This window comes from Streptococcus sp. AS20 (assembly GCF_000524255.1).
Taxonomy (GTDB): Bacteria; Bacillota; Bacilli; order Lactobacillales; family Streptococcaceae; genus Streptococcus; species Streptococcus constellatus.
The window spans coordinates 1-26,003 of record NZ_JANS01000013.1; the positions used below are offsets into that span (position 1 = coordinate 1).

General features: G+C 37.1%; 25 protein-coding genes and 2 pseudogenes. 17 read left to right on the plus strand and 10 right to left on the minus strand.

Annotation, left to right across the window (positions count from 1 at the left end; all coding sequences use genetic code 11):
- From HMPREF1514_RS09825 to lacA, 4 genes are all read right to left on the minus strand, one after another.
- A partial coding sequence (locus HMPREF1514_RS09825; RefSeq protein WP_443030964.1) for a hypothetical protein occupies positions 1-68 on the minus strand: 68 nt, incomplete at its 3' end.
- 132 nt (positions 69-200) lie between these two features.
- A complete protein-coding gene (locus HMPREF1514_RS09590) occupies positions 201-539 on the minus strand; it encodes a hypothetical protein (protein WP_198014310.1) in 339 nt (112 codons plus the stop codon).
- 132 nt (positions 540-671) lie between these two features.
- The gene (gene lacB / locus HMPREF1514_RS07765; RefSeq protein WP_006269641.1) at positions 672-1,190 is read right to left on the minus strand and encodes a galactose-6-phosphate isomerase subunit LacB; all 519 of its coding nucleotides are present in this window, start codon (positions 1,188-1,190) and stop codon (positions 672-674) included.
- A gap of 12 nt (positions 1,191-1,202) precedes the next feature.
- Positions 1,203-1,634, minus strand: a complete 432-nt coding sequence (gene lacA, locus HMPREF1514_RS07770; protein ID WP_037598516.1) for a galactose-6-phosphate isomerase subunit LacA — start codon at positions 1,632-1,634, stop codon at positions 1,203-1,205.
- A gap of 168 nt (positions 1,635-1,802) precedes the next feature.
- Here lacA and HMPREF1514_RS07775 point away from each other — a divergent pair, with 168 nt between their 5' ends.
- The 7 genes and pseudogenes from HMPREF1514_RS07775 to HMPREF1514_RS07810 all read left to right on the plus strand — a co-directional run bounded on the left by HMPREF1514_RS07775 (position 1,803) and on the right by HMPREF1514_RS07810 (position 7,170).
- A complete protein-coding gene (locus tag HMPREF1514_RS07775; RefSeq protein ID WP_006269673.1) occupies positions 1,803-2,282 on the plus strand; it encodes a PTS sugar transporter subunit IIA in 480 nt (159 codons plus the stop codon).
- Between the two features lie 32 nt (positions 2,283-2,314).
- The gene (locus HMPREF1514_RS07780; RefSeq protein ID WP_037598519.1) at positions 2,315-2,620 is read left to right on the plus strand and encodes a PTS sugar transporter subunit IIB; all 306 of its coding nucleotides are present in this window, start codon (positions 2,315-2,317) and stop codon (positions 2,618-2,620) included.
- Between the two features lie 68 nt (positions 2,621-2,688).
- The gene (locus tag HMPREF1514_RS07785) at positions 2,689-4,164 is read left to right on the plus strand and encodes a PTS galactitol transporter subunit IIC (protein ID WP_037598522.1); all 1,476 of its coding nucleotides are present in this window, start codon (positions 2,689-2,691) and stop codon (positions 4,162-4,164) included.
- 68 nt (positions 4,165-4,232) lie between these two features.
- Positions 4,233-5,165 (plus strand): 1-phosphofructokinase family hexose kinase, encoded by a 933-nt coding sequence (locus HMPREF1514_RS07790; protein WP_037598526.1) that lies wholly within the window; start codon positions 4,233-4,235, stop codon positions 5,163-5,165.
- Positions 5,166-5,290: 125 nt separating this feature from the next.
- Positions 5,291-5,750: pseudogene (locus HMPREF1514_RS09305) on the plus strand (family 1 glycosylhydrolase); the annotation flags it as partial.
- Between the two features lie 180 nt (positions 5,751-5,930).
- Complete coding sequence (locus HMPREF1514_RS07805) at positions 5,931-6,464, plus strand: isoprenylcysteine carboxyl methyltransferase family protein (RefSeq protein ID WP_037598530.1); 534 nt, start codon at positions 5,931-5,933, stop codon at positions 6,462-6,464.
- A gap of 112 nt (positions 6,465-6,576) precedes the next feature.
- Positions 6,577-7,170 carry a hypothetical protein gene (locus HMPREF1514_RS07810; RefSeq protein ID WP_232216488.1) on the plus strand — a complete coding sequence of 198 codons (594 nt, stop codon included), beginning with the start codon at positions 6,577-6,579 and terminating at the stop codon, positions 7,168-7,170.
- A 34-nt stretch (positions 7,171-7,204) separates the two neighbouring features.
- Here HMPREF1514_RS07810 and HMPREF1514_RS07815 read toward each other — a convergent pair whose 3' ends face one another.
- The 3 genes from HMPREF1514_RS07815 to HMPREF1514_RS07825 form a co-directional block, all read right to left on the minus strand.
- On the minus strand, positions 7,205-7,462 hold the full coding sequence (locus HMPREF1514_RS07815) for a GIY-YIG nuclease family protein (protein WP_003068423.1): 258 nt from the start codon (positions 7,460-7,462) through the stop codon (positions 7,205-7,207).
- Positions 7,452-8,198, minus strand: a complete 747-nt coding sequence (locus HMPREF1514_RS07820; protein WP_006268464.1) for a tRNA1(Val) (adenine(37)-N6)-methyltransferase — start codon at positions 8,196-8,198, stop codon at positions 7,452-7,454. Before HMPREF1514_RS07820 ends, HMPREF1514_RS07815 begins: the two co-directional genes overlap by 11 nt.
- A 96-nt stretch (positions 8,199-8,294) precedes the next feature.
- Complete coding sequence (locus tag HMPREF1514_RS07825) at positions 8,295-10,649, minus strand: cation-translocating P-type ATPase (protein WP_037598535.1); 2,355 nt, start codon at positions 10,647-10,649, stop codon at positions 8,295-8,297.
- Between the two features lie 119 nt (positions 10,650-10,768).
- Between HMPREF1514_RS07825 and HMPREF1514_RS07830 the strand changes: the two genes are divergently transcribed.
- From HMPREF1514_RS07830 to HMPREF1514_RS07855, 6 genes and pseudogenes are all read left to right on the plus strand, one after another.
- Complete coding sequence (locus HMPREF1514_RS07830) at positions 10,769-11,509, plus strand: lysophospholipid acyltransferase family protein (protein WP_037598537.1); 741 nt, start codon at positions 10,769-10,771, stop codon at positions 11,507-11,509.
- Positions 11,510-11,642: 133 nt separating this feature from the next.
- Positions 11,643-12,284: pseudogene (locus HMPREF1514_RS07835) on the plus strand (DJ-1/PfpI family protein).
- Positions 12,285-12,484: 200 nt separating this feature from the next.
- Complete coding sequence (locus HMPREF1514_RS07840; protein WP_037598538.1) at positions 12,485-14,566, plus strand: C69 family dipeptidase; 2,082 nt, start codon at positions 12,485-12,487, stop codon at positions 14,564-14,566.
- Between the two features lie 190 nt (positions 14,567-14,756).
- Entirely contained in the window at positions 14,757-14,984 is a 228-nt protein-coding gene (locus HMPREF1514_RS07845) for a helix-turn-helix transcriptional regulator (RefSeq protein ID WP_037598540.1), read from the plus strand.
- Positions 14,985-15,454: 470 nt separating this feature from the next.
- Positions 15,455-15,640 (plus strand): DUF3169 family protein, encoded by a 186-nt coding sequence (locus tag HMPREF1514_RS09705; protein WP_006269611.1) that lies wholly within the window; start codon positions 15,455-15,457, stop codon positions 15,638-15,640.
- An 80-nt stretch (positions 15,641-15,720) separates the two neighbouring features.
- Positions 15,721-16,422, plus strand: coding sequence for a CPBP family intramembrane glutamic endopeptidase (locus HMPREF1514_RS07855; RefSeq protein ID WP_037598542.1), 702 nt, complete (start codon positions 15,721-15,723; stop codon positions 16,420-16,422).
- A 123-nt stretch (positions 16,423-16,545) separates the two neighbouring features.
- Here the strand turns inward: HMPREF1514_RS07855 and nrdF are convergent, their stop codons facing one another.
- From nrdF to nrdH, 3 genes are all read right to left on the minus strand, one after another.
- Positions 16,546-17,505 (minus strand): class 1b ribonucleoside-diphosphate reductase subunit beta, encoded by a 960-nt coding sequence (gene nrdF / locus HMPREF1514_RS07860; protein ID WP_006269622.1) that lies wholly within the window; start codon positions 17,503-17,505, stop codon positions 16,546-16,548.
- A gap of 409 nt (positions 17,506-17,914) precedes the next feature.
- Positions 17,915-20,074 (minus strand): class 1b ribonucleoside-diphosphate reductase subunit alpha, encoded by a 2,160-nt coding sequence (gene nrdE / locus HMPREF1514_RS07870; RefSeq protein ID WP_037598547.1) that lies wholly within the window; start codon positions 20,072-20,074, stop codon positions 17,915-17,917.
- 95 nt (positions 20,075-20,169) lie between these two features.
- Complete coding sequence (gene nrdH / locus HMPREF1514_RS07875) at positions 20,170-20,388, minus strand: glutaredoxin-like protein NrdH (protein ID WP_006269677.1); 219 nt, start codon at positions 20,386-20,388, stop codon at positions 20,170-20,172.
- A gap of 392 nt (positions 20,389-20,780) precedes the next feature.
- On the opposite strand from nrdH, the gene HMPREF1514_RS07880 reads away from it, so the two are divergent.
- The 4 genes from HMPREF1514_RS07880 to HMPREF1514_RS07895 all read left to right on the plus strand — a co-directional run bounded on the left by HMPREF1514_RS07880 (position 20,781) and on the right by HMPREF1514_RS07895 (position 25,950).
- Positions 20,781-21,044 carry a phosphocarrier protein HPr gene (locus tag HMPREF1514_RS07880; protein WP_003068444.1) on the plus strand — a complete coding sequence of 88 codons (264 nt, stop codon included), beginning with the start codon at positions 20,781-20,783 and terminating at the stop codon, positions 21,042-21,044.
- 1 nt (position 21,045) lies between these two features.
- The gene (gene ptsP / locus HMPREF1514_RS07885) at positions 21,046-22,779 is read left to right on the plus strand and encodes a phosphoenolpyruvate--protein phosphotransferase (RefSeq protein WP_003068445.1); all 1,734 of its coding nucleotides are present in this window, start codon (positions 21,046-21,048) and stop codon (positions 22,777-22,779) included.
- 379 nt (positions 22,780-23,158) lie between these two features.
- Positions 23,159-24,937 (plus strand): excinuclease ABC subunit UvrC, encoded by a 1,779-nt coding sequence (gene uvrC, locus HMPREF1514_RS07890; RefSeq protein WP_037598549.1) that lies wholly within the window; start codon positions 23,159-23,161, stop codon positions 24,935-24,937.
- Between the two features lie 188 nt (positions 24,938-25,125).
- Entirely contained in the window at positions 25,126-25,950 is an 825-nt protein-coding gene (locus tag HMPREF1514_RS07895) for a hypothetical protein (RefSeq protein ID WP_037598552.1), read from the plus strand.
- Positions 25,951-26,003: the final 53 nt, after the last annotated feature.

The window sequence follows — 26,003 nt, forward strand, 5'->3', positions numbered from 1 at the left end:
TAGTAAGGCTGACCTATATTTGGCACCTTCTTAGGACGTGCACGACAGAGCCAACTATTCTCCTTCATAATTCGATAGACTTTCTTGCGATTAACGATTAGTCCATGGATTTAAGTAGTCGTGTAATAGTACGATAGCCGTAGATAAAATGATGTTCCATACAGAGTTGCTCGATTTTCTCTACAACCTCGTCTCTCTTCTCAAGTTTTTCGCCTCTTGCTTTCCAACGGTAGAAAGTTGAGCGTTTGACGCCGAAACAGGACTGAACCGCTGACCCTCTGCGATTGCCTGACCAAGCTCCGATACTTTTTTAAGAGTTGCACCTGTAATCGTAGTTGTTCTACTTCAGATAGCTCCTCCAGACCTTTACCGTAGGAATCTTGCTTACCAACAGGTGGATGGAAACGGTGGAGCTCTTCGTTCTTATGCCATCTCATCCATGTATAAATCTGACCATCATTCAATCCCAACGTCTTCTTAATGACCTTGTTAGAGTTACCTGCTTTCTTCATTTCGATACAGGCTAACTTAGTTTCCACTGAATAGGCTTTTTTGAGCATAATAAAACACTCCTGTTTCTAGTTTCCTAGATTTCAACAGAAGTGGTTTTCTTATGTCTCATTTTATGGAGCTAGTACCATATATCTAAGCTTGTTTTTATATGTTTTTTATCAATCATGGTATTCGCCGCGATCCCATTTGGCATTTTCTTCGTCAAAGATATGATTATTTTTTGCAATTTCAGGGTTTACTTCAATGACCTTGTCAATTTTTTCAATTAATTTTTGATTAGTTTTTGTTGGTTCGTATTTGGTTTCTAGAAAGACATCAACAATATTGTTAATGAGATTTTGTCCCAGAATGCGTCCTCCGAAAGCAATGATATTGGCATTAAGCTCTTTTTTGGCATATCGTGCTGTTAAGACATCTCCAACGAGGGCAACACGTGTACCAGGAACTTTGTCGGCAGAAGCAGAAATTCCGACACCGGTTCCACAAAGAGCAATTCCAAGATCGGCATTTCCGGAAACGACATTTTCTGCGATTAGGCGACCAAAGATGGGATAATGAGTACGGTGAAAGTCATAGGTACCGACATCAATGACTTCATGTCCAAGCTCTTTTAGGTGTTCAGAGATTTTCATTTTTGTATCTGTGACAATGTGATCACAACCAAGTGCAATTTTCATAGCATTTCCCTCCTAGCACAATTTATTTAACATATCAATCCGTACTTGGTGACGACCCGCATCATAATCTGCAGTTAAATACGCATCCACGCAGGCATTGGCTAATTCTTCACCAAGAATTGCAGATCCGAGAGTGATGATACGAGTAGAATTGTGACGAATTGTCATCATGGCCGAATGTTCATCTGAAACAGCAGCACAGATAATACCTCTATGCTTATTTGCGACCATGTAAGAGCCGACAGCAAAACGGTCAAACAAAATACCACGAGTAGTATCATCTTTTCGTAATTCTTCTACAAGGGCAACTGTTGAATCTATAAAATCAACAGCCCCTTCTTGCTCATTAAGGTCTTTTATCTCATAACCGAGCTGAAGCAAATGAGTTTTCACTTTATTTTTTAACTCAAAACCATCAAGGTCTGTCCCTAGTATAACTTTCATGTTTATACCTCCTTTTTTATTTTGCAACAATATTATAACGTTTAAAACAAACAATGTCAAATATAAAACAACAAAACAAAACACAATAAACTATTGACAACGCTTTCAAATAATTATATAATGATTTTATAAACAAAATAGCACAAACAAACAGAAGGAGAAGATAAGATGGGACTTAATCATTTTTTTGATAAAGATTTAGTCTTTTGTCTGCAAGCTGACAATAAAGAGCATCTTTTTAGCCAAGTTGCGGATCTTCTTGAAAAAAGGAAGATTGTGACCTCTTCTTATAAAAAGGCTTTGATTGAGCGAGAAAAGTCATTTCCGACAGGACTTGACATGGAATTTTTGGGAAAAGGTTTACCTAATGTAGCTATTCCACATACGGATATAGCACACAATTTGGCAGAAAAAGTAGTAGTGGTACGGTTAGAACAATCAGTCATTTTTCATAATATGATTGCTCCTACAAAAGAAGTGGAGGTTTCGCTCTTATTCTTTATTATCAATAATTCTAATGCGAGCCAGACCAATATTTTAGCGCAGCTAATGGATTTCTTTACAGCAGATGGAAAATTGTATGCGCTATCACAATTAAACAATTCTGAAAAAATATTTCATTATTTATCAGAAACAATCAAGGATTAAACTATTAAAAATAAAAAACGGAGGATTTTAAAATGATTAAAATTTTAGCAGCCTGTGGAGCGGGGGTAAATTCTAGCCATCAAATCAAAAGTGCTCTTGAAGAAGAACTTTCTAATCGTGGTTATGATGTCCAATGTGACGCTGTCATGGTCAAAGATGTCAATGAAGACTTGATAAAAGGTTATGATATTTTCACGCCGATAGCAGCGACAGATTTAGGCTTTGAACCAGGAATTCCTGTTATTGAAGCAGGGCCTATCTTGTTTCGGATTCCAGCTATGAGCGCGCCTGTCTATGACAATATTGAGGCAGCTATCAAAGAGCATGGTTTGCACTAAATTCTTTATATAGAGCTTAATAAAATAAAAAATACAATTCAATAAAATATGATCGGGAGGATTTATTTATGAATGTCATTATTGACTTAGCTAATAAATTTTTTAAACCCATACTAGATATGGGTGCACCAATTATTATGCTGATTGTTTTGACTGCTTTGGTTTTGCTTTTTGGAGTAAAATTTTCAAAAGCACTTGAAGGCGGTATTAAATTGGCTATTGCTCTTACTGGTATTGGAGCCATCATCGGAATGTTGAACGGTGCTTTCTCTGCTTCATTGACAAAATTTGTTGAAAATACAGGGATTAAATTGAACATTACAGATGTTGGATGGGCGCCTTTGGCAACGATTACTTGGGGTTCGGCTTGGACACTTTATTTCTTGCTCATCATGCTCATTGTAAATGTAGTTATGTTAGTTACCAAGAAAACAAATACTCTAGATGTTGATATTTTTGACATTTGGCATTTGTCAATTACTGGTCTGTTGATTAAATGGTATGCTGATAATAACGGTGTGAGTCAGGGTGTTTCTCTCTTTGTTGCCACCTTAGCGGTTGTGCTAGTCGGAGTGATGAAAATCATCAATTCAGACTTGATGAAACCAACATTTGACGACTTGCTCAATGCACCAAGTTCTTCGCCGATGACTTCAACTCACATGAATTATATGATGAATCCAGTTATTATGGTGTTGGATAAAATTTTTGATAAATTTTTTCCATGGCTTGATAAATATGACTTTGACGCTGCAAAGCTCAATAAGAAAATCGGTTTCTGGGGTTCTAAATTTTTCATCGGTTTTATTCTCGGTATTGTTATTGGAGTGATGGGAACACCGCATCCAGTTGCAGGTGTAGAAGAAGCTAAATCATGGGAATTGGTTATCAAAAGTTGGTTATCGCTTGGTTTGACTGCTGGTGTCTGCTTGGAATTGTTCTCATTGATTGGTTCTTGGTTTATCGCAGCCGTAGAACCACTGTCGCAAGGTATTACAAATGTTGCAACGAAACGTTTGCAGGGTCGTAAATTCAACATTGGTCTTGACTGGCCATTTATCGCTGGTCGCGCTGAAATTTGGGCATGTGCTAATGTACTGGCTCCAATCATGCTCGTTGAAGCTATTCTTTTATCAAAAGTTGGAAATGGAATTTTACCGTTGGCAGGAATTATCGCTATGGGAGTCACGCCAGCTCTTCTGGTTGTCACACGCGGTAAATTGATTCGGATGATTGTTTTTGGAACCTTACTGCTTCCATTGTTCCTTCTTTCAGGAACCCTTATTGCACCATTTGTTACTGATTTAGCGAAGGGTGTAGATGCGTTCCCTAAAGGTGTAGCAAGCACACAATTAATTACTCACTCTACTCTTGAAGGACCGATTGAAAAGCTATTCGGCTGGACAATTGGAAATGCGACAACAGGTGATGTTAAAGCGATTATTGGAGTGCTTCTTTTCTTAGCATTCTATATCGGAATTTTTGCTTGGTATAAAAAGCAAATGATTAAGCGAAATGAAGAATACGCTGCAAATGCAAAATAAAATAACAATAAGCTAGGCTATTCCTTTTGAAATAGTCTGGCTTTTATGTGAAAAAGAAAGGAAAAAAGATGATTCATTTGGTTTGTCCCAATCCAGCTTTGGATCGGACTGTTTTACTTAGCCATTTTAAAGAAAATGTGGTCAATCGACCAATTCAAGTGCACGAAAATGCTGGCGGAAAAAGTTTTAATGTTGCTTATGTTTTGAATTGCGAGAAAGGCGAAGAGCAAGTGAATTTTTGTATTCACACAATGCTAGGCGGCAAAATGGGGGAATATCTTCAGCAACTAAATAAAGAAAATCAAATTCCATTAGTTGTGACAGAAGTTGATAAGAATACACGTACGTGCACGATTATGGTTGATACAGAATCAGGAAAAAACTACCTTGTGTACGAAGCAGGATTTGAGCTGAGTGAGGAATTGTTAGAACATTTTACGACAAAGCTTCTAAGCCACGTTCAATCTGGTGATAGTGTTGTTTTTTCTGGTTCTTTGATGAAAGGGATGCCGGATGATTATATCGCGCAAATTGGTCGTCTTTTGCCAGAAAATGTGAATTTAGTAGTAGATACTAGTGGTGCAGCTTTGGAAGCAACTCTTCCAGCTAAGCCTAAAGTTGTAAAAATTAACGATGAAGAATTAGCAGAATTAACAGGGCGATCAGTTGAATCGGCAGAAGAAGCAGTGAATCTTCTCAAAGAATACGCTGAAATTCCATATTTCATTGTAACAATGGGAGAAAAGGGAGTTGTTGCGCGTTTGCAAGATGATATTTTTCAGCTCACTTTTCCAAAAATTCAAGTTAAAAATCCAATTGCTTCAGGTGATTTCTTCTTAGGTAGTATCTGTTATTCATTAGAAAATAAAGGACTAGTTGATAGAGAAGCCGTTATTCGTGCCTGTGCTTATGCGACAGCTAATTGTTTGCAATGGACTCCTAAAGTAGGGCTAGAAGATGTGAAAAGGATTATTCAGGAAATGAAACTAACAAGTTTGTAAATTTTTAGGGAACTATATAGCACTTTACACTAATCACAATATATAGTATCTTAAAATAAGATTTTTGTAAATTTGGCAACTATACTTTGTAGTTGTGTAAACAGGTATATAATCCCCTTAATTTAAATGGAGAAGGAGAAAAAGGAATGTCTATTTATGCATTAAAAGGTATTGACGAGTATAAATTAGATGTGGATATTCCAAGAATAGATTGGGATTGGCTAATTACCCTAAAGGTCTTTATGATATGATTATGCGTATTGTTAAAGATTATCCAATTATAAGAAAATTTACATCACAGAAAATGGTTTAGGCTATAAAGATGAGTTTGTAGATAATATGGTTTATGATGATGCTCGGATTGACTATGTTAAGAAACATTTGGAAGTTTTAGCTGATGCTATTGCGGACGGCGTCAATGTAAAAGGCTACTTCTTATGGTTGCTGATGGATGTATTTTCTCGGTCCAACGGTTATGAAAAACGCTATGATCTTTTCTATGTTGACTTTGAAACTCAAGAGCGTTATCCTAAAAAGAGTGCTTGCTGGTGCAAAAAAATAGTGCAAACACGAGAAATTCGTTAACTAAGTTGTTTTTATATTGAGTGACAGTTCAATAGAGCTGTCACTTTTCTATTGTCCTGCTTTGAAAGTATGATTTATGTAAAGATTTTCTAAAATCTGTATGATATTTTTTAAAAGTATTGACTCATAGAATCTTCTCTTTATATAATGAAGTTAATTTTGTTTTTATAAGGAGGTCGTATGACTTTATCAGGACTCATTGTTTTAGCTGTATTTGTATTTCGATTGGTATTTTTGAAAATATCTATTAAAAATGAGAAAGCGATACTAGCAAATGGCGGTCAAGAATTTGGGGTACAAAATACCAAGTACATCACTATTCTTCATATTTTATTTTATCTTTCTTGCTTTGTTGAAGCCACAATACGTCAGGTTCGTTTTGATGCGCTCAGTAGCGTGGGGCTAGGACTATTAGTATTTTCCATGTTCATGCTTTATGTTGTGACACAGCTCTTAGGTGACATTTGGACTGTAAAATTGATGCTGGTTAAGAATCATAAATTTGTTGATCATTGGCTTTTCCGCTATGTCAAACATCCAAATTATTTCTTGAATATCATTCCAGAGTTGATTGGTTTAGCACTGCTTTGCCATGCGCTTCTTTCATTTTGTGTCTTGTTTCCTTTTTATGCTTTTGTTTTATATAATCGTATCAAGGAAGAAGAGAAACTTCTTCAAGAAGTCATTATTCCAAATGGGATTGCACAGAAGTGAGCTTTTTCAAATATGAAATGAAAGAGTTCAAAATTAAACATTATTATCATTTTGTATAATTTTTTAAAAACAAAGTAAGAAATTGAGCTTTACATTGACAAAAGAGACAGAGGTGACATTGGGAGTGACTGTGAAAGCAAATAAAGGTTCTTGGGGGACGATTGACGATTTGCTTTTAACCAAAGAAGATGTGGATAAAACAGATTTGGCAACAGCAATTTCTGCTGCAAAAGAAAAATTGACAAAAGGTACACATTATACAAAAGATTCGCTTGCTAAATTGAAAGTTCAAGTAGAAGAGGCGCAGGCTGTTTTACAAAAAAATGATACAACACAAGCAGAAGTTAATGCAGAAAGCGAAGCTTTACAGACTGCCATTCAAGCACTTGTACCACTAGAAAACCAGTCTTCTTCTACTGTTCAGCATGAAGATGGTAAAAAAATAAAGGAAAATTCTGATAACAAAGAACAAAAAGGAGGAAACTCTCATGCTGGATTGACAGATTCTGATTTGTCTAATAAAAACGAAGAGACCTCTCAAATAACTAAAACCAAAGAAACTTTGCCTACTACAAGCGACGAAAAATTAGCTAAATCCAATGAACTATTACCAAGTATCGTTACTAGCATGTCATATCTAGCTGGTATTGGCGTTGTTTTTCTAAGTGTATTTGTTGCTGTTCTCTCTAAGCAAAGTATTAAGTAAATCATTGCAAAAAAGTAGAAAGCAATAAAACTTTCTACTTTTTCTTATCTGCAATATATTCTAATTTTTGTTGTCGTGTTTTTCTTTTAAAGAGGGCTTCAGCTGACATGGCAGAAGGTTTATCAGGGAATTCTTCTTGGTACAAAAGCGTAACGGGTAATCGTGCACGTGTGTATTTGGCACCCTTTCCAGCATTGTGTATATGAAGTCGTTTTTTGATATCGGTCGTGTAACCTGTGTAGAGAGAACCGTCAGCACATTCAAGGACATACATAAAGGCTTTATTTTCCATAATAAATTTCGTGAATTTCTGGAGTATAACTGCCATCTTGATTGTGAATGAAAAGTGGTGGCAGAATTTTTAGTCCGTCGCGAGAGCCGTCTTTGATAGCTTCAATGAGAAGCATATTGGCTTTTCGATTTGCCTTTGGGTAAACAAACTGAATGCGTTTCGGAGCTAAATTGTGAGCTGTCATGGTCTCAATAATATCAAGGAAGCGTTCAGGACGATGGACCATTGTTAAACGTCCGTTTGATTTTAAAACCCGTTGAGAAATTTGACAGATTTCTTCCAAATTTGTCGCAATTTCATGACGTGCAAGCAAATAATGTCGGCTTGCATTAAGATTAGAATGTTCATCTACTTTAAAATAAGGTGGATTGCAGAGGATCATGTCTACTTTGCTACCACTGATATATCTGGTGAGATATTTCAAATCATCTTGAATGACCTGCATTTGGCTGGTTAGATTATTTAGCTCAATAGAGCGCTGGGCCATATCTGCAAGACGTTCTTGAATCTCAACAGCAATGATTTGGGCTTGCGTGCGCGTGCTTGCAAAAAGTCCAACAGCACCATTTCCGGCACAGAGATCCACGATAAGACCACGCTTAGGTAAGTTTGGAAAGCGGGAGAGGAGCACGCTATCTACTGAATAGCTAAAGACCTCTCGATTTTGGATAATTTTGACGTCAGTAGAAAAGAGCTGATTGATTCGCTCACCGTCTTTTAAAAGAATTTCTGCCATATACCCTTATTATATCATGATGTAGAGGAAAAGAAGCAATAAAAATAAGCAGTAAGACAAAAATGTACGGTTTTTCTTACTGCTATAGGTTAAATTTTACAAATTCTGTTCCCGTTCATTCTGTCTGTGTGTCACAACAATAAAAGTAATTGTAAAGAGGAGCATCAGAATGAAATAGATTGGCAAACTGTTGCTGGTTAAGGTAGTGATTTCAATGTACTTTTGCAGGATAATGGCTGTTCCGAAGAAGCCAATGAGCGACCAGAGGATAAGTAGAATCCGCCAGAGATTGAGCGGAAGGCAGGCTCGGACAACAGATAGAAATCCGATAGAGCCTAATAAATAATAAAGCAAAGTTGAGATTTCTAGTTGTGACCAACCATGCAATCCACCGAAAACGTTGACAAATAAAACACTAAAGACGACCATTAGTCCGCTAGGTAGCGCCTTGAAAATTGCTTTTTTAAGGAAATCTTGTTCAACAGGTTTGATATTCCGCTCAAAGGTGAGGACAAAGGGCGGCAAACCTTCAACAAATTGGTCGATCAAGGTGATTTGAATGGGGATAAATGGAAAGACTAAGAGCCATTCTGCTCGACCCAGTAAGATACTGGAAATACAAATGATTGTCAAAATGAACGAATAAGTTGTTTTAATGAGGAAAATTGGTGCAATGCGGGCGATATTATTAACGACGCGGCGTCCTTCAAAGAGAATTTCAGGTACATCGTTAAAATCAGAATTAAGCAACACCAGATTGGCAACTTGTCGTGTTGCAGGATCCCCTTCAGCCATGGCAATGGAGCAGTCTGCTTCCCGTAAGGCTAGAATATCATTGACTCCGTCACCAGTCATTGCTGTGGTATGCCCTGCTTTTTTCAGGGTTTGAATGATAAGTTTCTTTTGATGAGGAGAAACGCGGCCAAAGATAGCTGTCTTTTCTGTCAACTCAATCAATTCTTGATCCGTTACTTTTGAACAGTCAACATAACTTTGGTAATTTGAAAAACCAGCTTTTGCAGCAATGTTTGATACAGTAATTGGATTGTCACCTGAGATGATTTTTAAGCCCACTTCTTGTGAGCGTAAGTATTCCAAAGTATCAGCTGCTCCGTCACGAATCGGATCTGTGATTTCTAAAATGGCAATGGGTTGAATGCTACTTGGTAAGTGAATGTGTTTATGGTCAATGCGTTCAGGACTAATAGCTAAAGCGAGCACACGCGAACCACGCTTTTGAGCTTCCTGTGCTAGCTCAATTTCTTCATGAAAGAGCATTTCAGGCGCACCGAGAAAGACAGTACCTAAGTTCGACATTTCCATAGCTCCCCATTTACGGTCACTCGAAAATGGAATCATATTACTTGTTTGATAGTCAGTCGGAGTGATAAATTGCTTGCGAATGGCTTGGGCAGTTGGATTATTGTCATCGCTTGCAGTGATATAAGCACTCAGAATGTCAGAGATTGCTTGTTCTGAAAAATCTTCTGTGAGTGGGCTGAAGGTTTCAACGTGCATTTTCCCTTGTGTAATGGTGCCTGTCTTATCAAGACAGAGCATATCAACACGAGCCAATGTTTCAACGGAGTACATTTCTTGTACGAGGACTTTTCGTAAGCCCAGCTTGATGACAGCTGTTAAAAGAGAAGTAATCGTTAAAAGAGCAATTCCTTTTGGTAGCATTCCCAGAAGAGCCGTTGAGGTATTGACAACTGAGTCTTTGACAGGTAAATGTTTTACAAAGAGAGCTTCTAGAAAGAGCGCAATTCCGAAAGGGATAATGATTTTTCCTGTAAAACCTGCAATCCTGTCCATGGATTTCATGATACGAGAATTGATTGGTTTGACAGTCTTAGCCTCTAGCATCAGTTTAGAAGCATAATTATCAGAGCCTACATGAGTGATTTTGGCAATAACACGCCCGCTGGCAAGAAAACTTCCTGAGAGCAATTGCTCCCCAATCTCCTTTTGAACAAGGTCACTTTCACCTGTCAACATGGCTTCGTTCACTTCTGCAAAACCGTCTAAAACAGTTGCGTCACTTGGAATCTGCTCCCCCGTAGCCAGTTGAATACAGTCATCCAAGACTAAGTCTTCTGGATTGATTTGACTAGATTTACCATCGCGAATGACCGTTATCTTTTCTTTGTTTAAAAGATTCAGTTTGTCGACCATGTGTTTAGCTCGCAATTCTGTCACGATACCAGAGAGGGCATTGAAGCAGATAACAGCAAAGAAAACCAAGTTGCTCCATGCTTGCACAGCAACAAGCGCCAGGGCAATTGCAAAATTTAGTGCATTAAATAGCGTAAAAACATTGCGCTTGATGATTTGCCAGGTGCTGGTACTCGTATTGGCTGTAAAATCATTGGTAAGTCCTTGAGCAATTTTTTCTTGGACTTGTTGGTGGGTTAATCCCGTAAATTCTTTCATGTTCATGAGGATAATCATACCATTTTTTTAGTAAAATTTCTAATAGAATCCATTCGGCTGCGACACTTTTATGACGAAAAAAGTTTGCGAGCAAGAATTGGATAAGGTATAATGGAAGAAATAAGAAGGGAGAGGTTATGTTCTACAGATATTTAAGAGGATTAGTGATGTTGATTTTATGGGCTATAAATGGTAATGCTCATTTACATCATCTGGAGAATATTCCTGACCAAGAGGAAAATTATATTTTGGTAGCACCGCACCGTACCTGGTGGGATCCTGTTTATATGGCTTTCGCTACAAGACCCAAGCAATTTATTTTTATGGCAAAAAAAGAATTATTCACGAATCGCGTTTTTGGTTGGTGGATTCGGATGTGTGGTGCTTTTCCGATTGACCGTGAAAATCCTGGAGCATCCGCTATCAAATACCCTGTAAAAATGCTGAAATCAAGCAACCGCTCGTTGATTATGTTTCCAAGTGGCAGCCGTCATTCTAAGGATGTTAAAGGAGGAGTAGCTTTGATTGCCAAAATGGCAAAGGTACGGATTCTTCCGGCCGTTTATGTCGGACCGATGAGCCTGAAAGGTTTAGCAAAAGGTGAGCGTGTGGACATGGATTTTGGCCAGCCGATTGATATTTCAGACATCAAAAAGATGAATGATGAAGGCCTAGAAGAAGTCGCCCGTCGTATTCAGACAGCATTTGATCGTTTAGATGCAGAAGTAGCAGCTCTTGAAGTGAAAAAAAGTCCGAATATATTATTGCTATTGCCACGTTTGATTGCCCTCTTACTATCCCTTGTTGTTGGCTTGTTGACATTTATTTTTAGTTTTATCGCAAGCTTTGTTTGGGATCCTGAAAAGCATAGAAAATAAAATCTCTTATGGAGGATGATAACTATACACCTATCTGGATAGCAGCAATCGTACAGAATGAAATGGAATTTGTATATCTGTTGGCAAAGTAAGTTTATCAAACATCTGATCTATGTTTCTAAAAGGAGCCTCTATGAAAATAGCAGTTTTGTTGTATCCAGCGTGCTCATTGCAGGAAATCATAACTTTGACATCAACGCTTTGTCTTTCTTTTGGGTAGTCTTTGGACTATCTTGCTTCAGAAAAGAAAATTTATACAAGTGAAGAAGGATTGCAAGTTATTCCGGATTTTACTTTTAAAGAAGTTCAAGGTGTAGTGTATGATTGTATCATATTGCCAGGTACACAGGAGCCTTTTGTTAGTCTTTATGATTCTAGACTCATTTCTTTTTTGAAAAATGTAGATATCAAGCGAACAATAGTAGCTGCCATTTCTTCGTCACCTATGTTTTTGGGAAAAGCTGGTTTATTGAGAAATCGATATTATACAGGCGGTTTATATATGGAGTTGGTAGACTATTTTTCTTTTTTGGAAAAAGAAAATATGCTCCATCAGCCAGTTGTAAAAGATAAGAATGTTATCACAGCTATTGGATTTGCCTATACAACATTTTCTCAGACTGTTTTGGATACTTTGGGATTAGAATTACCGAGCGATTTCTTTTTGAGAAAAAATTTCTACAGCCCAGAGGAGTTAACTTATCATTTAGAAGCAAGTGATTACCAAAAAATACTGCAAAAAATCTCACAATATGAACAATGTACCCAGGAATGATTTCCTGGTTTTTTATTGTAAATGTTAGGACAAAAAGAACAATCAATACATAAATTATACATGAAAGCGCTTGCTAAAATAGATTTAAAATAGTATACTAAATTTAAGGTATACGGTTTTAAAAAGGTGATAAGAGTGTGCATTGCTCTTATTTATAAAAAGTTGATGTATTCAACATGCAATGATAAAAGGAGAAATATATGAAAAAATTGATTTTTCGTTTAACAATTTTATTATCTGCTCTCATTCTCTTTCCTTTCCAAGCAGTTGAAGCTTGTACAGGTTTTATTGTTGGGAAGAACTTGACAGCAGATGGTTCGACTTTGTATGGTCGTACAGAGGATTTGGAGCCTCATCATAATAAAGTCTATAAAGTCCATCCAGCTAAGGACAATAAAGCAGGTGCAAAGCTGATTGATGAAGCCAATGGTTTTGAATGGCAGTTACCTGCTCGGAGTTATAAATACACTTCGGTTTCAGACGTCACGCCAAAAGAAGGTATTTTTGACGAAGTAGGCTTCAATGAACATGGAGTATCTATATCAGCCACTGTTTCTGCAAAAGCAAATAAAGCTATTCAAAAAGTTGATCCTTATGTTGAAAAAGGCTTAGCAGAGTCTATTATGACTACAGTCGTTTTACCACATGTAAAAACGGCTCGTGAAGGCGTGGAACTCATCGCGGAGATTGTCAAAAAGCAAGGTGCTGCTGAAGGCAATATCGTGACGATTGCGGATAAAACGGGTGTTTGGTACATGGAAATCCTCTCTGGCCACCAATATGTTGCCATTAAATATCCCGATGATAAATATAGTGTTTTCCCTAATACTTTCTTCTTAGGAAGTGTTGATTTTAATGACAAGGAAAATGTCATTGCTTCAGAAAATGTGGAAAAAGTAGCGCGTGATGCTAATTCTTACAAGGAGATTGATGGTAAATTCCATATTTCCCAATCTTATAATCCACCAATGTCAGAGGCAGATCGTTCGCGTGCTTGGGCAGGTATTAAGGCTTTGAATCCAGACGCACCAGTCAATTATGATGATAAATATTTTGATTTGTTGCAATCTAGCAATAAGAAAATCAGTGTTGCAGATGTGATGCGGATGCAGCGGAATCGTTTTGAAGGAACGCAATTCAAACCACTAGACCAAATGGAATTAGACGGTAAAGGCATTCCTCAACGTGGAAAAGTAGATCCAGTCTATAAATATCCGCTTGGCAACCCAAACGTAATGGAAGCACACATTTTCCAATTGAAAGATAATATCCCTGCCAGCATGGGTGGTGGTACGATGTGGCTTTCCGTTGGAAGTCCTCGTTTCGCTCCATACCTACCATATTATGGAAATATTACCAATACGTATTCAGCTTACCAAGTTGATACAACGAAGTACGATAAAAATTCGTGGTATTGGGTTGCATCTCACATTTACGATATGGCGGCCAAACACCAAAAATTATTTGGCAATAGTGTACAGGAAAAATGGAAAGCTTTAGAAGCACAATGGATTGAAGAACAAGCTAAGGCTGACGAACAATACGCAGCTGCAGGCGGAGCTTCGTCAGAAGAAGTGACTGCAGCTAGTATGGCACGTGCGGAAAAAGTCTTTAAAGAGATGAAAGCTCTAGAAGCTGAAATGGAAGAAAAGATCAAAAATGAGCAAACGCCGCCAAGTTCTAGCACAGAACCATCTTCAAGTACAAGTGAGTCATCTTCAACTTCGTCTACATCTCAATCTTCGTCAAGTACAAACGAAACTTCTACATCTAGTTCATCAGATGTTGAAAAACCAAAACCAAACGAAACTTCTGATACCTTAGTGGATACAGCTACAGGTGTTCGTTTGCAAAATGCAGATTTAGTAAAGGCTAATCTCAAATTAGCAGTTAAAAAGACAATTGAAGAAAATGCAGATAGCTATGATATTACTTTGACCAATCCAAAAGGTGAAGCAGTGTCACAAGTTAGCTCCACATTAGTGACAGTACCAGTGAAACAAGGTGCTATGGTGGAATCTGTTTATGCTATGAAAGATGGTAAACAAGCAGAAAAATTTGACTTTGTTCTCAATAAAGATAAAACGATTAGCTTTAAAACAACTCACTTCTCTACTTACAAAATAAATTATAAAGTTGTAAAAGAAGCGCCAAAGCAAAACAAACGTGGTTTTCTTCCATCAACTGGTGAAAAAGTGACTTTCCTTGGTTTAGTAGGGATCGTTATTTTAGGAATTGTGATCTTTATCTTAGCAAAACGTTCAAAAAAGAATAATGAATAGTTGAAGCAAGAAAGTCAATATCATCTTGAAGAATTCCTTCAAAGTTGGATACAAACTAACTTTGGGGGATTTTTATATGGATTGGATAGCTGTATACTATAAATTGAAAATGATAATATTTATTTTGATAATAATAATTGTCAAAATGACAAATATATGTTGTAATAAAATTGTGAAAGGAGAATATGGTATGAAGTTGAGAAATCGGCTCAAGGAACTTCGAGCAAGAGATAGGCTCAATCAAACAGCACAAGCCAGAAAAGCAGGAATTTCTCGACAAACCGTCAGTTTAATCGAACGGGGAGAGTATGCTCCATCTGTTATTATTGCCTTAAAGATTGCTCATATTTTTGGAGAAAACGTAGAAAATGTAGTTTATCTAGAGGAGAATAGTAATGAAAAAAAGGATGAAAATTAGTGATTTGATGATAGTCAGTGTTTTGATGGGAATTTTTGTAGCCAATAGCTGACTCGAAACTTTCCATTTTCCAACTTTTTTAAATAGTACACTTTTAGGATGGATTATTCGTTTGCTCAATCTGATTTTATTCTGCACGATGATTTATTTACTATCTTCTAGTCGGAAAATTCAGAAACAATCGGAATCAAGAAAATGAGTTAAATGAGTAACTTTACCAGAAGATGTTTAAAAATCTGGAATACGGCACCATTTCCCTAGATGTGATGACAATTTTGGTAATTTTTGATATACTAACTTCACTTAGTTTAGCTATCACTAAAAATAGTTTTTCACTTAGAATCAGTTTGTTTTCTTATTTAACCTTGTCTTTCGTCATATATAGGCAATATTACCTTTAAAAAACAATTGAGCAGGTTAGGCATTTTAAACTACCAACGTTTGCATTTCCTGAAGACATTTTAATATTTATGAAAACTTATGATGAAGCAGAACGAGAAGCGTATTATAAGCAGAACTTTAAAATCCTTTTTCAGTTAAATCAGTTTATTTTGCCAGTACTTTACGTTTTCATCTTTGTCATCTCGCTTAGCTTACGTGAGATTCAATATCTTCCCATTGCAATTGTAGTATTTATCCACTATACGTCAATGTGATGAACTTTTCTATGGTGAAAAATAATTTTAAATAAGCCGTAAACACTGTAAAATAACTAGTGAGAAAGGGAGAATCTTTAATGAAAAAAACAGCCCATATAGGACTTGGAATTTTAAAATTATTGGGATTAATTGTTTTAGTTATGGTCATCAATGGCATTCCTATGTTATTCTTAGCAAAAGGACAAAATCTACCAATATATACAGAAATTTTACTAGTTTTAGCCTACCTTGTGCTCGTGTTTTTTGCTATCCGCACTTTATGGAGAAGATACCAAACACATATCTCAAAAGACGTCAAAGTTCTGTCGTTTTCTTGGGGAGATTTTGGAAAAGCCTTGTTATTCTTTTTAGTGGCGAGAGTGGTAGCAGTAGTTGGAACTTATCTAAATATTCTGTTAACAGGGCAAAGTACAACTAGCAACGATAACGCTTTACAAAATCTAGGAAAAATTATGTCAGTTGATCACATCTTTTTTGCTTTGTTATATGTGATGACGGTTGCAGTGATAGCTCCGATAATTGAAGAACTGGTGTTTCGCGGTTTTGCGACGATCTTTTTCTTTGAAAAAGATCAAAAAATAGTGGCAGCGCTCATAACATCTATCATTTTTGCACTTCCTCATATTTCAAAATGGACAGAATTTCCATTATATTTTGCAATGGGATTAGTGCTTTATGCCGCATTTGCACGTCGGGGAAATCTGAAAGATTCAATCGCTGTACATATCTTAAACAATACACCAGCAGCTATAATCATGCTGATTGCGATGTTTCAATAGTGATCTAAAAATAGTGCAATCATTACAATAAAAACACGAATGGAATTTTGGTTCCAGCTATTTGCTGGTGTTACCTCATTCGTGTTTTTATGTTATCAAATGTTATTTTAATGAGCAGGTGTTTTATAATCCATAATTGTAATCGTCATCTTGCATGGCTTCAACTTCACCAAGAAGATAACCATTTCCAACTTGAGAAAAGAAATCGTGGTTAGAAGTTCCAGTTGAGATACCATTCATGATAATCGGATTGACATCGTCAGCTGTGTCAGGGAAAAGTGGATCTTGTCCGAGATTCATGAGCGCCTTATTAGCATTGTAGCGCAAGAACGTCATAACTTCATCTGTCCATCCTATGGCGTCATAGAGTGTTTTTGTATAGAGTTCTTCATTTTCGTAGAGGGTGTATAGCAGGTCGTACATCCATTCTCGGAATGTTTCTTGTTCTTCTTCTGACAATTCGTTGAAACCAAGTTGAAACTTGTAGCCGATATAAGTACCGTGAACGGATTCGTCACGGATAATCAATTTGATGATTTCAGCGACATTGGCTAATTTGTTATTCCCAAGATAGTAAAGAGGTGTGAAAAAACCAGAGTAGAAAAGAAAGGTTTCAAGGAAAGTTGAAGCGACTTTTTTTTGGAGTGCATTTCCATTGAGGTAAATCTCATTGATGATCTCAGCTTTCTTTTGTAAATAAGGATTGGTATTGGTCCATTCAAAGATTTCGTCAATTTCTGATTTTGTGTTAAGAGTCGAAAAAATAGATGAATAGGACTTAGCATGAACAGACTCCATGAATTGGATATTGTTTAGCACAGCTTCTTCATGAGGCGTGCGAATATCTCCTCGAATAGCTTCCACACCAGATTGAGATTGCATGGTATCAAGAAGTGTCAGCCCGCCAAAGACTTTACCAACAAGGTCTTTTTCTTTAGCTGATAATTTTCTCCAATCATCTAAATCGTTGGAAAGAGGGATTCGTGTGTCGAGCCAGAATTGCTCGGTTAGTTTTTCCCAAGTAGATTTGTCAATGACATCTTCGATGGCATTCCAGTTAATGGCTTTGTAGTAGGTTTTCAAGTAGATTACTCCTCCAATTTTTTATAGGTATCATATACTTTATCAACAGATGATATTCCAATGAATGTAAGCGCTAGCATAAGTATTTGACTGGTTAAAGGCAGTTTGGAATTGAATTCTGTCATCTTTATTAAGAAATGGACTGCAGTAAGTAGTTGCCAATATGATATAGGTAAAATCTTGATAAAAATGTTCTTAGTCTTAATCGATACAATTTTCAAAATTATATATATAAAAATTAGTAAGAAAGTTGTAAAAGTAATGAAATTTATTTCTGTGCTTTTAGGGCTAAGATAGCTGACAATATTTATAAAAATAAGAAAACAAATATCTATAATTAAACTATCAATTAAAAAATAAAAGAGATATTTGCAAAAATTGATGGATTTTTGTTTCGTATTCTTCATGTTTAAATCACACAACTTTCACACTGATTGGCTCCGACTTCACCGCCGTCATCTGTAAAGGTGCGGACATAATAGATAGATTTGATCCCCTTGTTAAAGGCATAGTTGCGCAGAATAGAAAGGTCGCGGGTGGTCTGTTTGCTCTCGGTTTTCCATTCATAGAGACCTTGAGGAATATCGCTGCGTAGAAAGAGAGTCAGAGAAAGCCCTTGATCCACGTGCTCAGTGGCTGCAGCGTAGACATCAATGACCTTACGCATATCCATGTCATAGGCGCTGGTGTAGTAAGGAATAGTCTCAGTTGACAGACCTGCTGCTGGATAGTAAATTTTTCCGATTTTCTTTTCTTGGCGTTCTTCAATGCGTTGGGTAATCGGGTGAATCGAAGCAGATACATCATTGATATAGCTGATAGATCCGTTTGGCGCAACAGCCAAGCGATTTTGATGATAAAGACCGTCTGTCATGACTTTCTCACGCAGCTCAGTCCAATCTTTGGCAGACGGAATAAAGATATTTTGAAAGAGTTTTTTCACTCGATCAGATTTCGGTACAAATTCGCCAGTCACATATTTGTCAAAGTATGAACCGCTTGCGTAGTCAGACTTTTCAAAGTTATGGAAGGTCATACCACGCTCACGGGCAATATTATTGGATTCAATAAGGGTCCAATAATTCATGAGCATAAAGTAAATACTAGTAAACTCAACAGATTCAGCTGAGCCATATTCTATCAATTGCTGAGCTAGGTAACTGTGCAAGCCCATGGCGCCTAGCCCAAAAGTATGAGCTAAGCTGTTGCCATGATCAATTGTTGGAACAGCTTTGATGTGGGAACTATCTGTAACGAAAGTCAGAGCACGAGTCATGGTTCGGATAGACTTGCCAAAGTCTGGTGAAGTCATCATATTAACCACATTGGTAGAACCGAGATTGCAAGAAACATCCGTTCCCAGTTTGATAAATTCTTGCGCATCATTCAACAATGAAGGTTCTTGTACTTGTAAGATTTCAGAGCAGAGGTTGCTCATGATAATCTTACCATTCACTGGATTTGCACGATTAGCGGTGTCAATATTGACGACGTAAGGATAGCCAGATTCCTGCTGCAACTTGGAGATCTCGGTTTCTAAATCACGAGCTTTAATCTTTGTTTTGTTAATCTTAGGATTGGCAACCAATTCGTCATATTTTTCGGTAATATCAATATAGGCGAACGGAACGCCATATTCACGTTCGATAGAATACGGACTGAAAAGGTACATTTCTTCATTCTTGCGAGCCAATTCGTAAAATTTATCTGGAATGACAACACCTAAAGAAAGAGTTTTCACTCGCACTTTTTCATCGGCATTCTCTTTCTTGGTTGAAAGAAAAGAGATAATATCCGGATGGAAGACATTGAGATAAACTACTCCAGCCCCTTGACGCTGACCTAGTTGATTAGAGTATGAGAAACTGTCTTCAAAAAGTTTCATGACTGGCACCACTCCAGATGCGGCCTCTTCATAGCCCTTGATAGGAGCACCAGCTTCACGCAAATTACTGAGGGAAATTCCAACACCGCCGCCAATCCGAGATAGCTGCAGAGCTGAATTGATCGAGCGACCGATAGAGTTCATATCATCCGTTACTTGAATGAGGAAACAGGAGACTAGTTCTCCGCGACGAGACCGGCCGGCATTAAGGAAACTTGGAGTAGCAGGTTGATAACGTTGATGAATGATTTCATTAGCAATATCTTTGGCAATTGCTTCATCACCGTTGGCAAAATAGAGCGCATTAAAAAGAACACGCTCTTCCATGCTTTCGAGGTAATACTCGCCGTCATTTGTTTTGAGAGCATATTGATTATAGAATTTATAAGCTGCCATGAAAGACTTGAAATGGAAATTTTGCTCACGAATAAAAGCAGCCAGTTCTTCGATGTATTCAGGTTTATAAAGTTGGATAAATTCTTTTTCTAAATAGTTTTCTTGAATTAAAAAGTGAATTTTTTCAGTAATAGATGAAAATTGCTTGGTATTTGGTTCCACATTTTCTTTAAAAAATGCCTCCAAAGCTTCCTTATCTTTGTGAAGCATAATTTGTCCGTTGATTGGACGGTTGATTTCGTTATTCAGACGGAAATACGTCACGTCTTCGAGTTGTTTAAGTCCCATATTGTTCCTTTTTCTAAATAATTGAATTGTTTTACAAAAGAAAGAGCTTCTATGGTTTATAGAAGCGGCTGGATAGCTCTATGATTACAACAATTTTATGATAATTTTTTTAATTTACCTGGTTGAAAACCGGAAAATGCTTCTGTTGGAGTTTGGACAATCGGTGCAGCATTGAAACCTAAGCTTTTTACATGATCGATGTATTCAGGCTGTTCGTCCAAGTTGATTTCACGATATTCGACATGATTCGTATCTAAGAAGCGTTTTGTCATTTTGCATTGCACGCAATTATTTTTTGAGTAAATAGTTACCATAATGAACTCCTAATTTCTTTAAATTCAGTATGGATTTAGTATATCCAAAACGAGAAATTTTGTCAACTATTATATTCTAAATGTTGTGCTTATTTTTGTTTTTTGAATTCAATGATACTAGATATAGTATTTTAAAAAATGAAAAATCAAAGGAAAATCACATATTTTGTTTTGTTAAATCAAATTTTTCCCAGCGGATAATGGATTGAAAATGTATTTGTAGATTGGATAATGAAAATATCGTTTTAATAAAATTTCAGTAATTCTCATAAAAAAGGCTTGCTGAATACACATAAAATTCTTGAAAAAATTTTACAAAGATGTTATAATCTAGAATTGTAAGGGTTATCACTTATGACCCCAAAAAGATTACATTAAAGGAGAGTCCAATTATGGCTTCTAAAGATTTCCACATTGTGGCAGAAACAGGTATTCATGCACGTCCAGCAACTTTGTTGGTTCAAACTGCTAGCAAATTTGCTTCAGATATCACTCTTGAATATAAAGGTAAATCAGTAAACCTTAAATCAATCATGGGTGTTATGAGCCTTGGTGTTGGTCAAGGTGCAGATGTAACAATTACTGCTGAAGGTACAGATGCTGACGATGCAATTGTAGCAATCGCAGAAACAATGACAAAAGAAGGATTGGCATAAAATGACAGAAATGCTTAAAGGAATCGCAGCATCTGATGGTGTTGCTGTTGCTAAGGCATATCTACTTGTTCAACCGGATTTATCATTCGAGACTGCTTCAGTCGAAGATACAAATGCAGAAGAGGCTCGTTTGGATGCAGCTCTTGAAGCTTCACAAAACGAGCTTTCTGTTATCCGTGAAAAAGCAGTAGAAACCCTTGGTGAAGAAGCAGCACAAGTATTTGATGCTCATTTAATGGTACTCTCTGACCCAGAAATGATTGGTCAGATTAAGGAAACAATCCGTGCAAAGAAAGTTAATGCAGAATCAGGCTTAAAAGAAGTCACGGATATGTTTATCACGCTTTTTGAGAATATGGAAGATAATCCATATATGCAAGAACGTGCAGCTGATATTCGTGACGTTACAAAACGTGTGCTTGCACATTTGCTTGGAGTTCGCCTACCAAATCCTGCTATGATCAATGAAGAAGTAGTAGTGATTGCACATGATTTAACACCTTCTGATACAGCTCAGTTAGATAAGAATTTTGTTAAAGCTTTTGTAACAAACATCGGTGGACGTACAAGTCACTCTGCTATTATGGCTCGTACTCTTGAAATTGCTGCAGTTCTTGGAACGAATAACATTACCGAATTAGTGAAAGACGGTGATGTGATTGCTGCAAATGGTATCACTGGGGAAGTGATTATCAATCCAACCGAAGAACAAATTGCAGATTTTAAAGCAGCTGGTGAAGCTTATGCCAAACAAAAGGCTGAATGGGATTTACTGAAAGATGCTGAAACAGTAACAGCTGACGGAAAACATTTTGAACTGGCTGCAAACATCGGTACACCAAAAGATGTTGAAGGTGTCAACGCTAATGGCGCTGAAGCTGTCGGACTTTACCGTACTGAATTCCTTTACATGGATTCCCAAGATTTCCCAACAGAAGATGAGCAATATGAAGCTTACAAAGCTGTTTTGGAAGGCATGAATGGTAAGCCAGTTGTTGTCCGTACAATGGATATTGGCGGGGACAAAGAGCTTCCTTACTTTGATCTTCCAAAAGAAATGAATCCATTCCTTGGATTCCGTGCGCTTCGTATTTCAATTTCGGAAACAGGAAATGCAATGTTCCGCACACAATTACGTGCACTTTTGCGTGCATCTGTTCATGGGCAATTGCGGATCATGTTCCCAATGGTTGCTTTGTTGACTGAATTCCGTGCCGCAAAAGGTATTTTGGAAGAAGAAAAAGCTAAATTGCTTGCGGAAGGTGTTGCAGTTGCGGACAATATTCAAGTTGGTATTATGATTGAAATTCCAGCAGCAGCTATGTTGGCTGATCAATTTGCAAAAGAAGTTGACTTCTTCTCAATTGGTACTAATGACTTGATTCAATACACAATGGCTGCAGATCGTATGAATGAACAAGTTTCTTACCTTTATCAACCATACAACCCATCTATCTTACGTTTAGTGGATCGAGTGGTCAAAGCTGCTCATGCTGAAGGCAAGTGGGCTGGTATGTGTGGTGAAATGGCGGGTGATCAAACTGCTGTTCCACTTCTAGTTGGTATTGGTCTGGATGAGTTTTCAATGAGTGCCACATCTGTTCTTCGTACACGTAGTTTGATGAAAAAATTGGATACGAAGAAGATGCAAGAACTGGCTCAACGTGCCCTTACAGAATGTGCAACGATGGAAGAAGTTCTTGAACTTGAAAAAGAATATCTTGATTTTGAATAATATCACAACAGAAACTATTGTCAACGAGGACAATTGTAGTGTTGATGATGAAAAGGCAGGGATAGTAGCATCCCTGCCTTTCTTTGTGATAGCAAAAAATTTTGACACAATAGCCGATTATTAAAAAGTAGTAGGAAAAATTGCGGAGCAAGTCAACCTTTTGTTCGTTTTGTAAATCTGGAGAAATACTCAATGAAAAAAGATTTATTCTATCTACAACCTAAAGTATACTTCTAATAACCTATTTAAACCTTGTGATAGTGAAGCTATGGGCTTAAAATTTTCAATATTTATTTGCTTGCCCTTTTCTATAGTAATCATTTAGGCTGTCGATGTTCCTTTTTACTTCCTTTTAGCTAATTTTGCTATAATGATAATTATGAACAACTTAATTAAATCAAAATTAGAGTTATTGCCAACTGGTCCAGGATGTTATATCCACAAGAATAAAAATGGTACGATTATCTATGTGGGAAAAGCCAAGAATTTGCGCAATCGGGTGCGTTCGTATTTTCGCGGAAGTCATGATACTAAAACGGAAGCGTTAGTGTCTGAGGTTGAGGATTTTGAGTTTATTGTCACTGAGTCTAATATTGAAGCTTTGTTGCTTGAAATCAATCTTATCAAGGAAAATCAACCCAAATACAACATCATGCTTAAGGACGATAAGTCCTATCCTTTTATCAAAATTACCAATGAGACATATCCGCGGCTTATAATCACACGTCAGGTTAAGAAAGATGGTGGTTTATATTTTGGCCCGTATCCTGATGTAGGTGCTGCGAATGAAATTAAGCGCCTACTGGATCGCATTTTCCCTTTCCGCAAGTGTACCAATCCACCTGAGAAAGTTTGCTTCTACTATCATATCGGACAGTGTCGAGCTCATACTATCTGCCATAATGATCCACATTTCTTTCAAGAGATGGCTCAAGAAGTAGCAGATTTCCTCAAAGGTCATGATAATAAGATTATTGATGAATTGAAAGGAAAAATGACTAGTGCTGCTAAAAAGATGGAATTTGAAAAAGCGGCTGAATACCGAGATTTGCTTCAAAGTATTGCGACACTTCGCACCAAGCAACGAGTGATGGCAAGGGATTTACAGAATCGGGATGTCTTTGGTTATTATGTGGACAAAGGATGGATGTGTGTGCAGGTTTTCTTTGTCCGTCAAGGAAAACTCATTGAGCGAGATGTAAATATGTTTCCTTATTACAATGACCCTGACGAGGATTTTTTGACCTATATTGGACAATTTTATCAGAATACATCTCATCTGGTGCCCAATGAAATTTTGATTCCATCTGATATTGACGAGGAATCAGTACGGGCTGTGGTGGATACAAAAATTCTCAAGCCTCAACGAGGAGAAAAGAAACAGCTGGTCAATCTGGCAATTAAGAATGCTCAAGTTAGTTTACAGCAGAAGTTTGACTTATTAGAGAAATCTGTTGAAAAAACGCAAGGAGCAATTGAAAATCTAGGCCGGCTCCTCAATATTCCCACTCCAGTTCGGATTGAGTCGTTTGATAATTCCAATATTATGGGAACAAGTCCTGTTTCAGCTATGGTGGTTTTTATCAATGGCAAACCCAGCAAAAAAGATTATCGCAAGTATAAGATTAAGACAGTTATTGGCCCGGATGACTATGCCAGTATGCGGGAAGTCATCAAGCGTCGCTACAGCCGAGTTATGCGAGATGGTTTAATACCGCCTGATCTGATTGTCATTGATGGTGGTCAGGGCCAAGTCAACATTGCTAAAGACGTCATTCAACATCAATTAGGTTTAGATATTCCTATCGCTGGTTTGCAAAAGAACGACAAGCATCAGACTCATGAATTACTTTTTGGAGATCCATTGGAAGTGGTCGAATTATCTCGCAATTCACAGGAATTTTTCCTTTTGCAACGCATCCAAGATGAAGTCCACCGCTTTGCCATTACCTTCCATCGCCAGCTCCGGTCTAAGAATTCCTTCTCATCACAACTAGATGGCATTGAAGGATTGGGGCCTAAACGTAAGCAAAATCTCATGAAGCATTTCAAATCGCTAACCAAGATTAAAGAAGCAAGTGTTGAGGAAATTGTCGAAGTGGGTGTACCGCGAAAAGTGGCAGAGGCCGTGCAGACCAAACTTCACCTAGAAGTCTAGATACAGGAAAAACTGTTGATGAAAGAAGTGGTAAAGTCTAACAGTAGAGCTAGGATAGTAAGAATAAAAAATACTCCTTAACTAATCTTATCTTAGGATTTTATGAAAATGTAAAAATATATGAATAAAATGCTTGACATTATATATATATATATAATAAAAAGAGACTATTTTAAGGAGAATAATTTATGAAGCAAAATGATGCTTATGCTGTAGTTATACAGACAATCAATGCGGCAAGTCAACTTCCAATCGTGAGGGTAGATAGAGAAGAATTTCTACGTAAACAATTTAAAGATAGTAAATATCTTGATAGTATTTTAGAACATGGGCCTCAACAAGTTTTGACACCAGAGGCATTGAGAAAACGAGCTGAAAAAATAATCAAAGATAGCACCACTAAAACTTCTTTCACTTCTTTTGTTGCTGGATTACCTTCAAATCCGGTAACAGCTGCCGTTGCTGGGGGAGCAGATGTTGCTCAATATATGGGCTTTGCTCTAAATTTAGCTCAACAAATTGCTTATTTATTTGGAGAAGATGATTTATATGAAGGAAACTATAAGGAACTACCTGAAGAAGTGCAAATACGAGTTATCTCTTACCTTGGGATAATGTTCGGTGCGAGTGGCGCGAGTGCATTGATTGCAAATGTTTCTAAGGTAGCAGGAATGAATCTTGGGAAAAAGGTAGCTCAGAAAGCATTAACTAAAACGGCTTGGTATCCTCTTGTGAAAAAAGTCGGGACAATTATTGGCGTAAACATTACAAAAAAATCAGTTGGTTCTATAATTACAAAAACAATTCCAATTATAGGAGGAGTAGCTTCAGGAGGAATTACTTACTTTACATTTAAACCAATGGGAACAAAGCTTGCTGATACATTTGAAAAAATATTAAATGGAGAATTTGAAGTAGAGTTTGATATTGAAGACGAGCTAAAACCAGAATTCAAAGATAGCTTAAATGACAGTGAAATAATTGATGCCGAGTTTTCTGAAATCAAAGAATAAATGTTTATCTTGAATTATAATCATTCACAAACTAAGACCGTGCAAACGGTCTT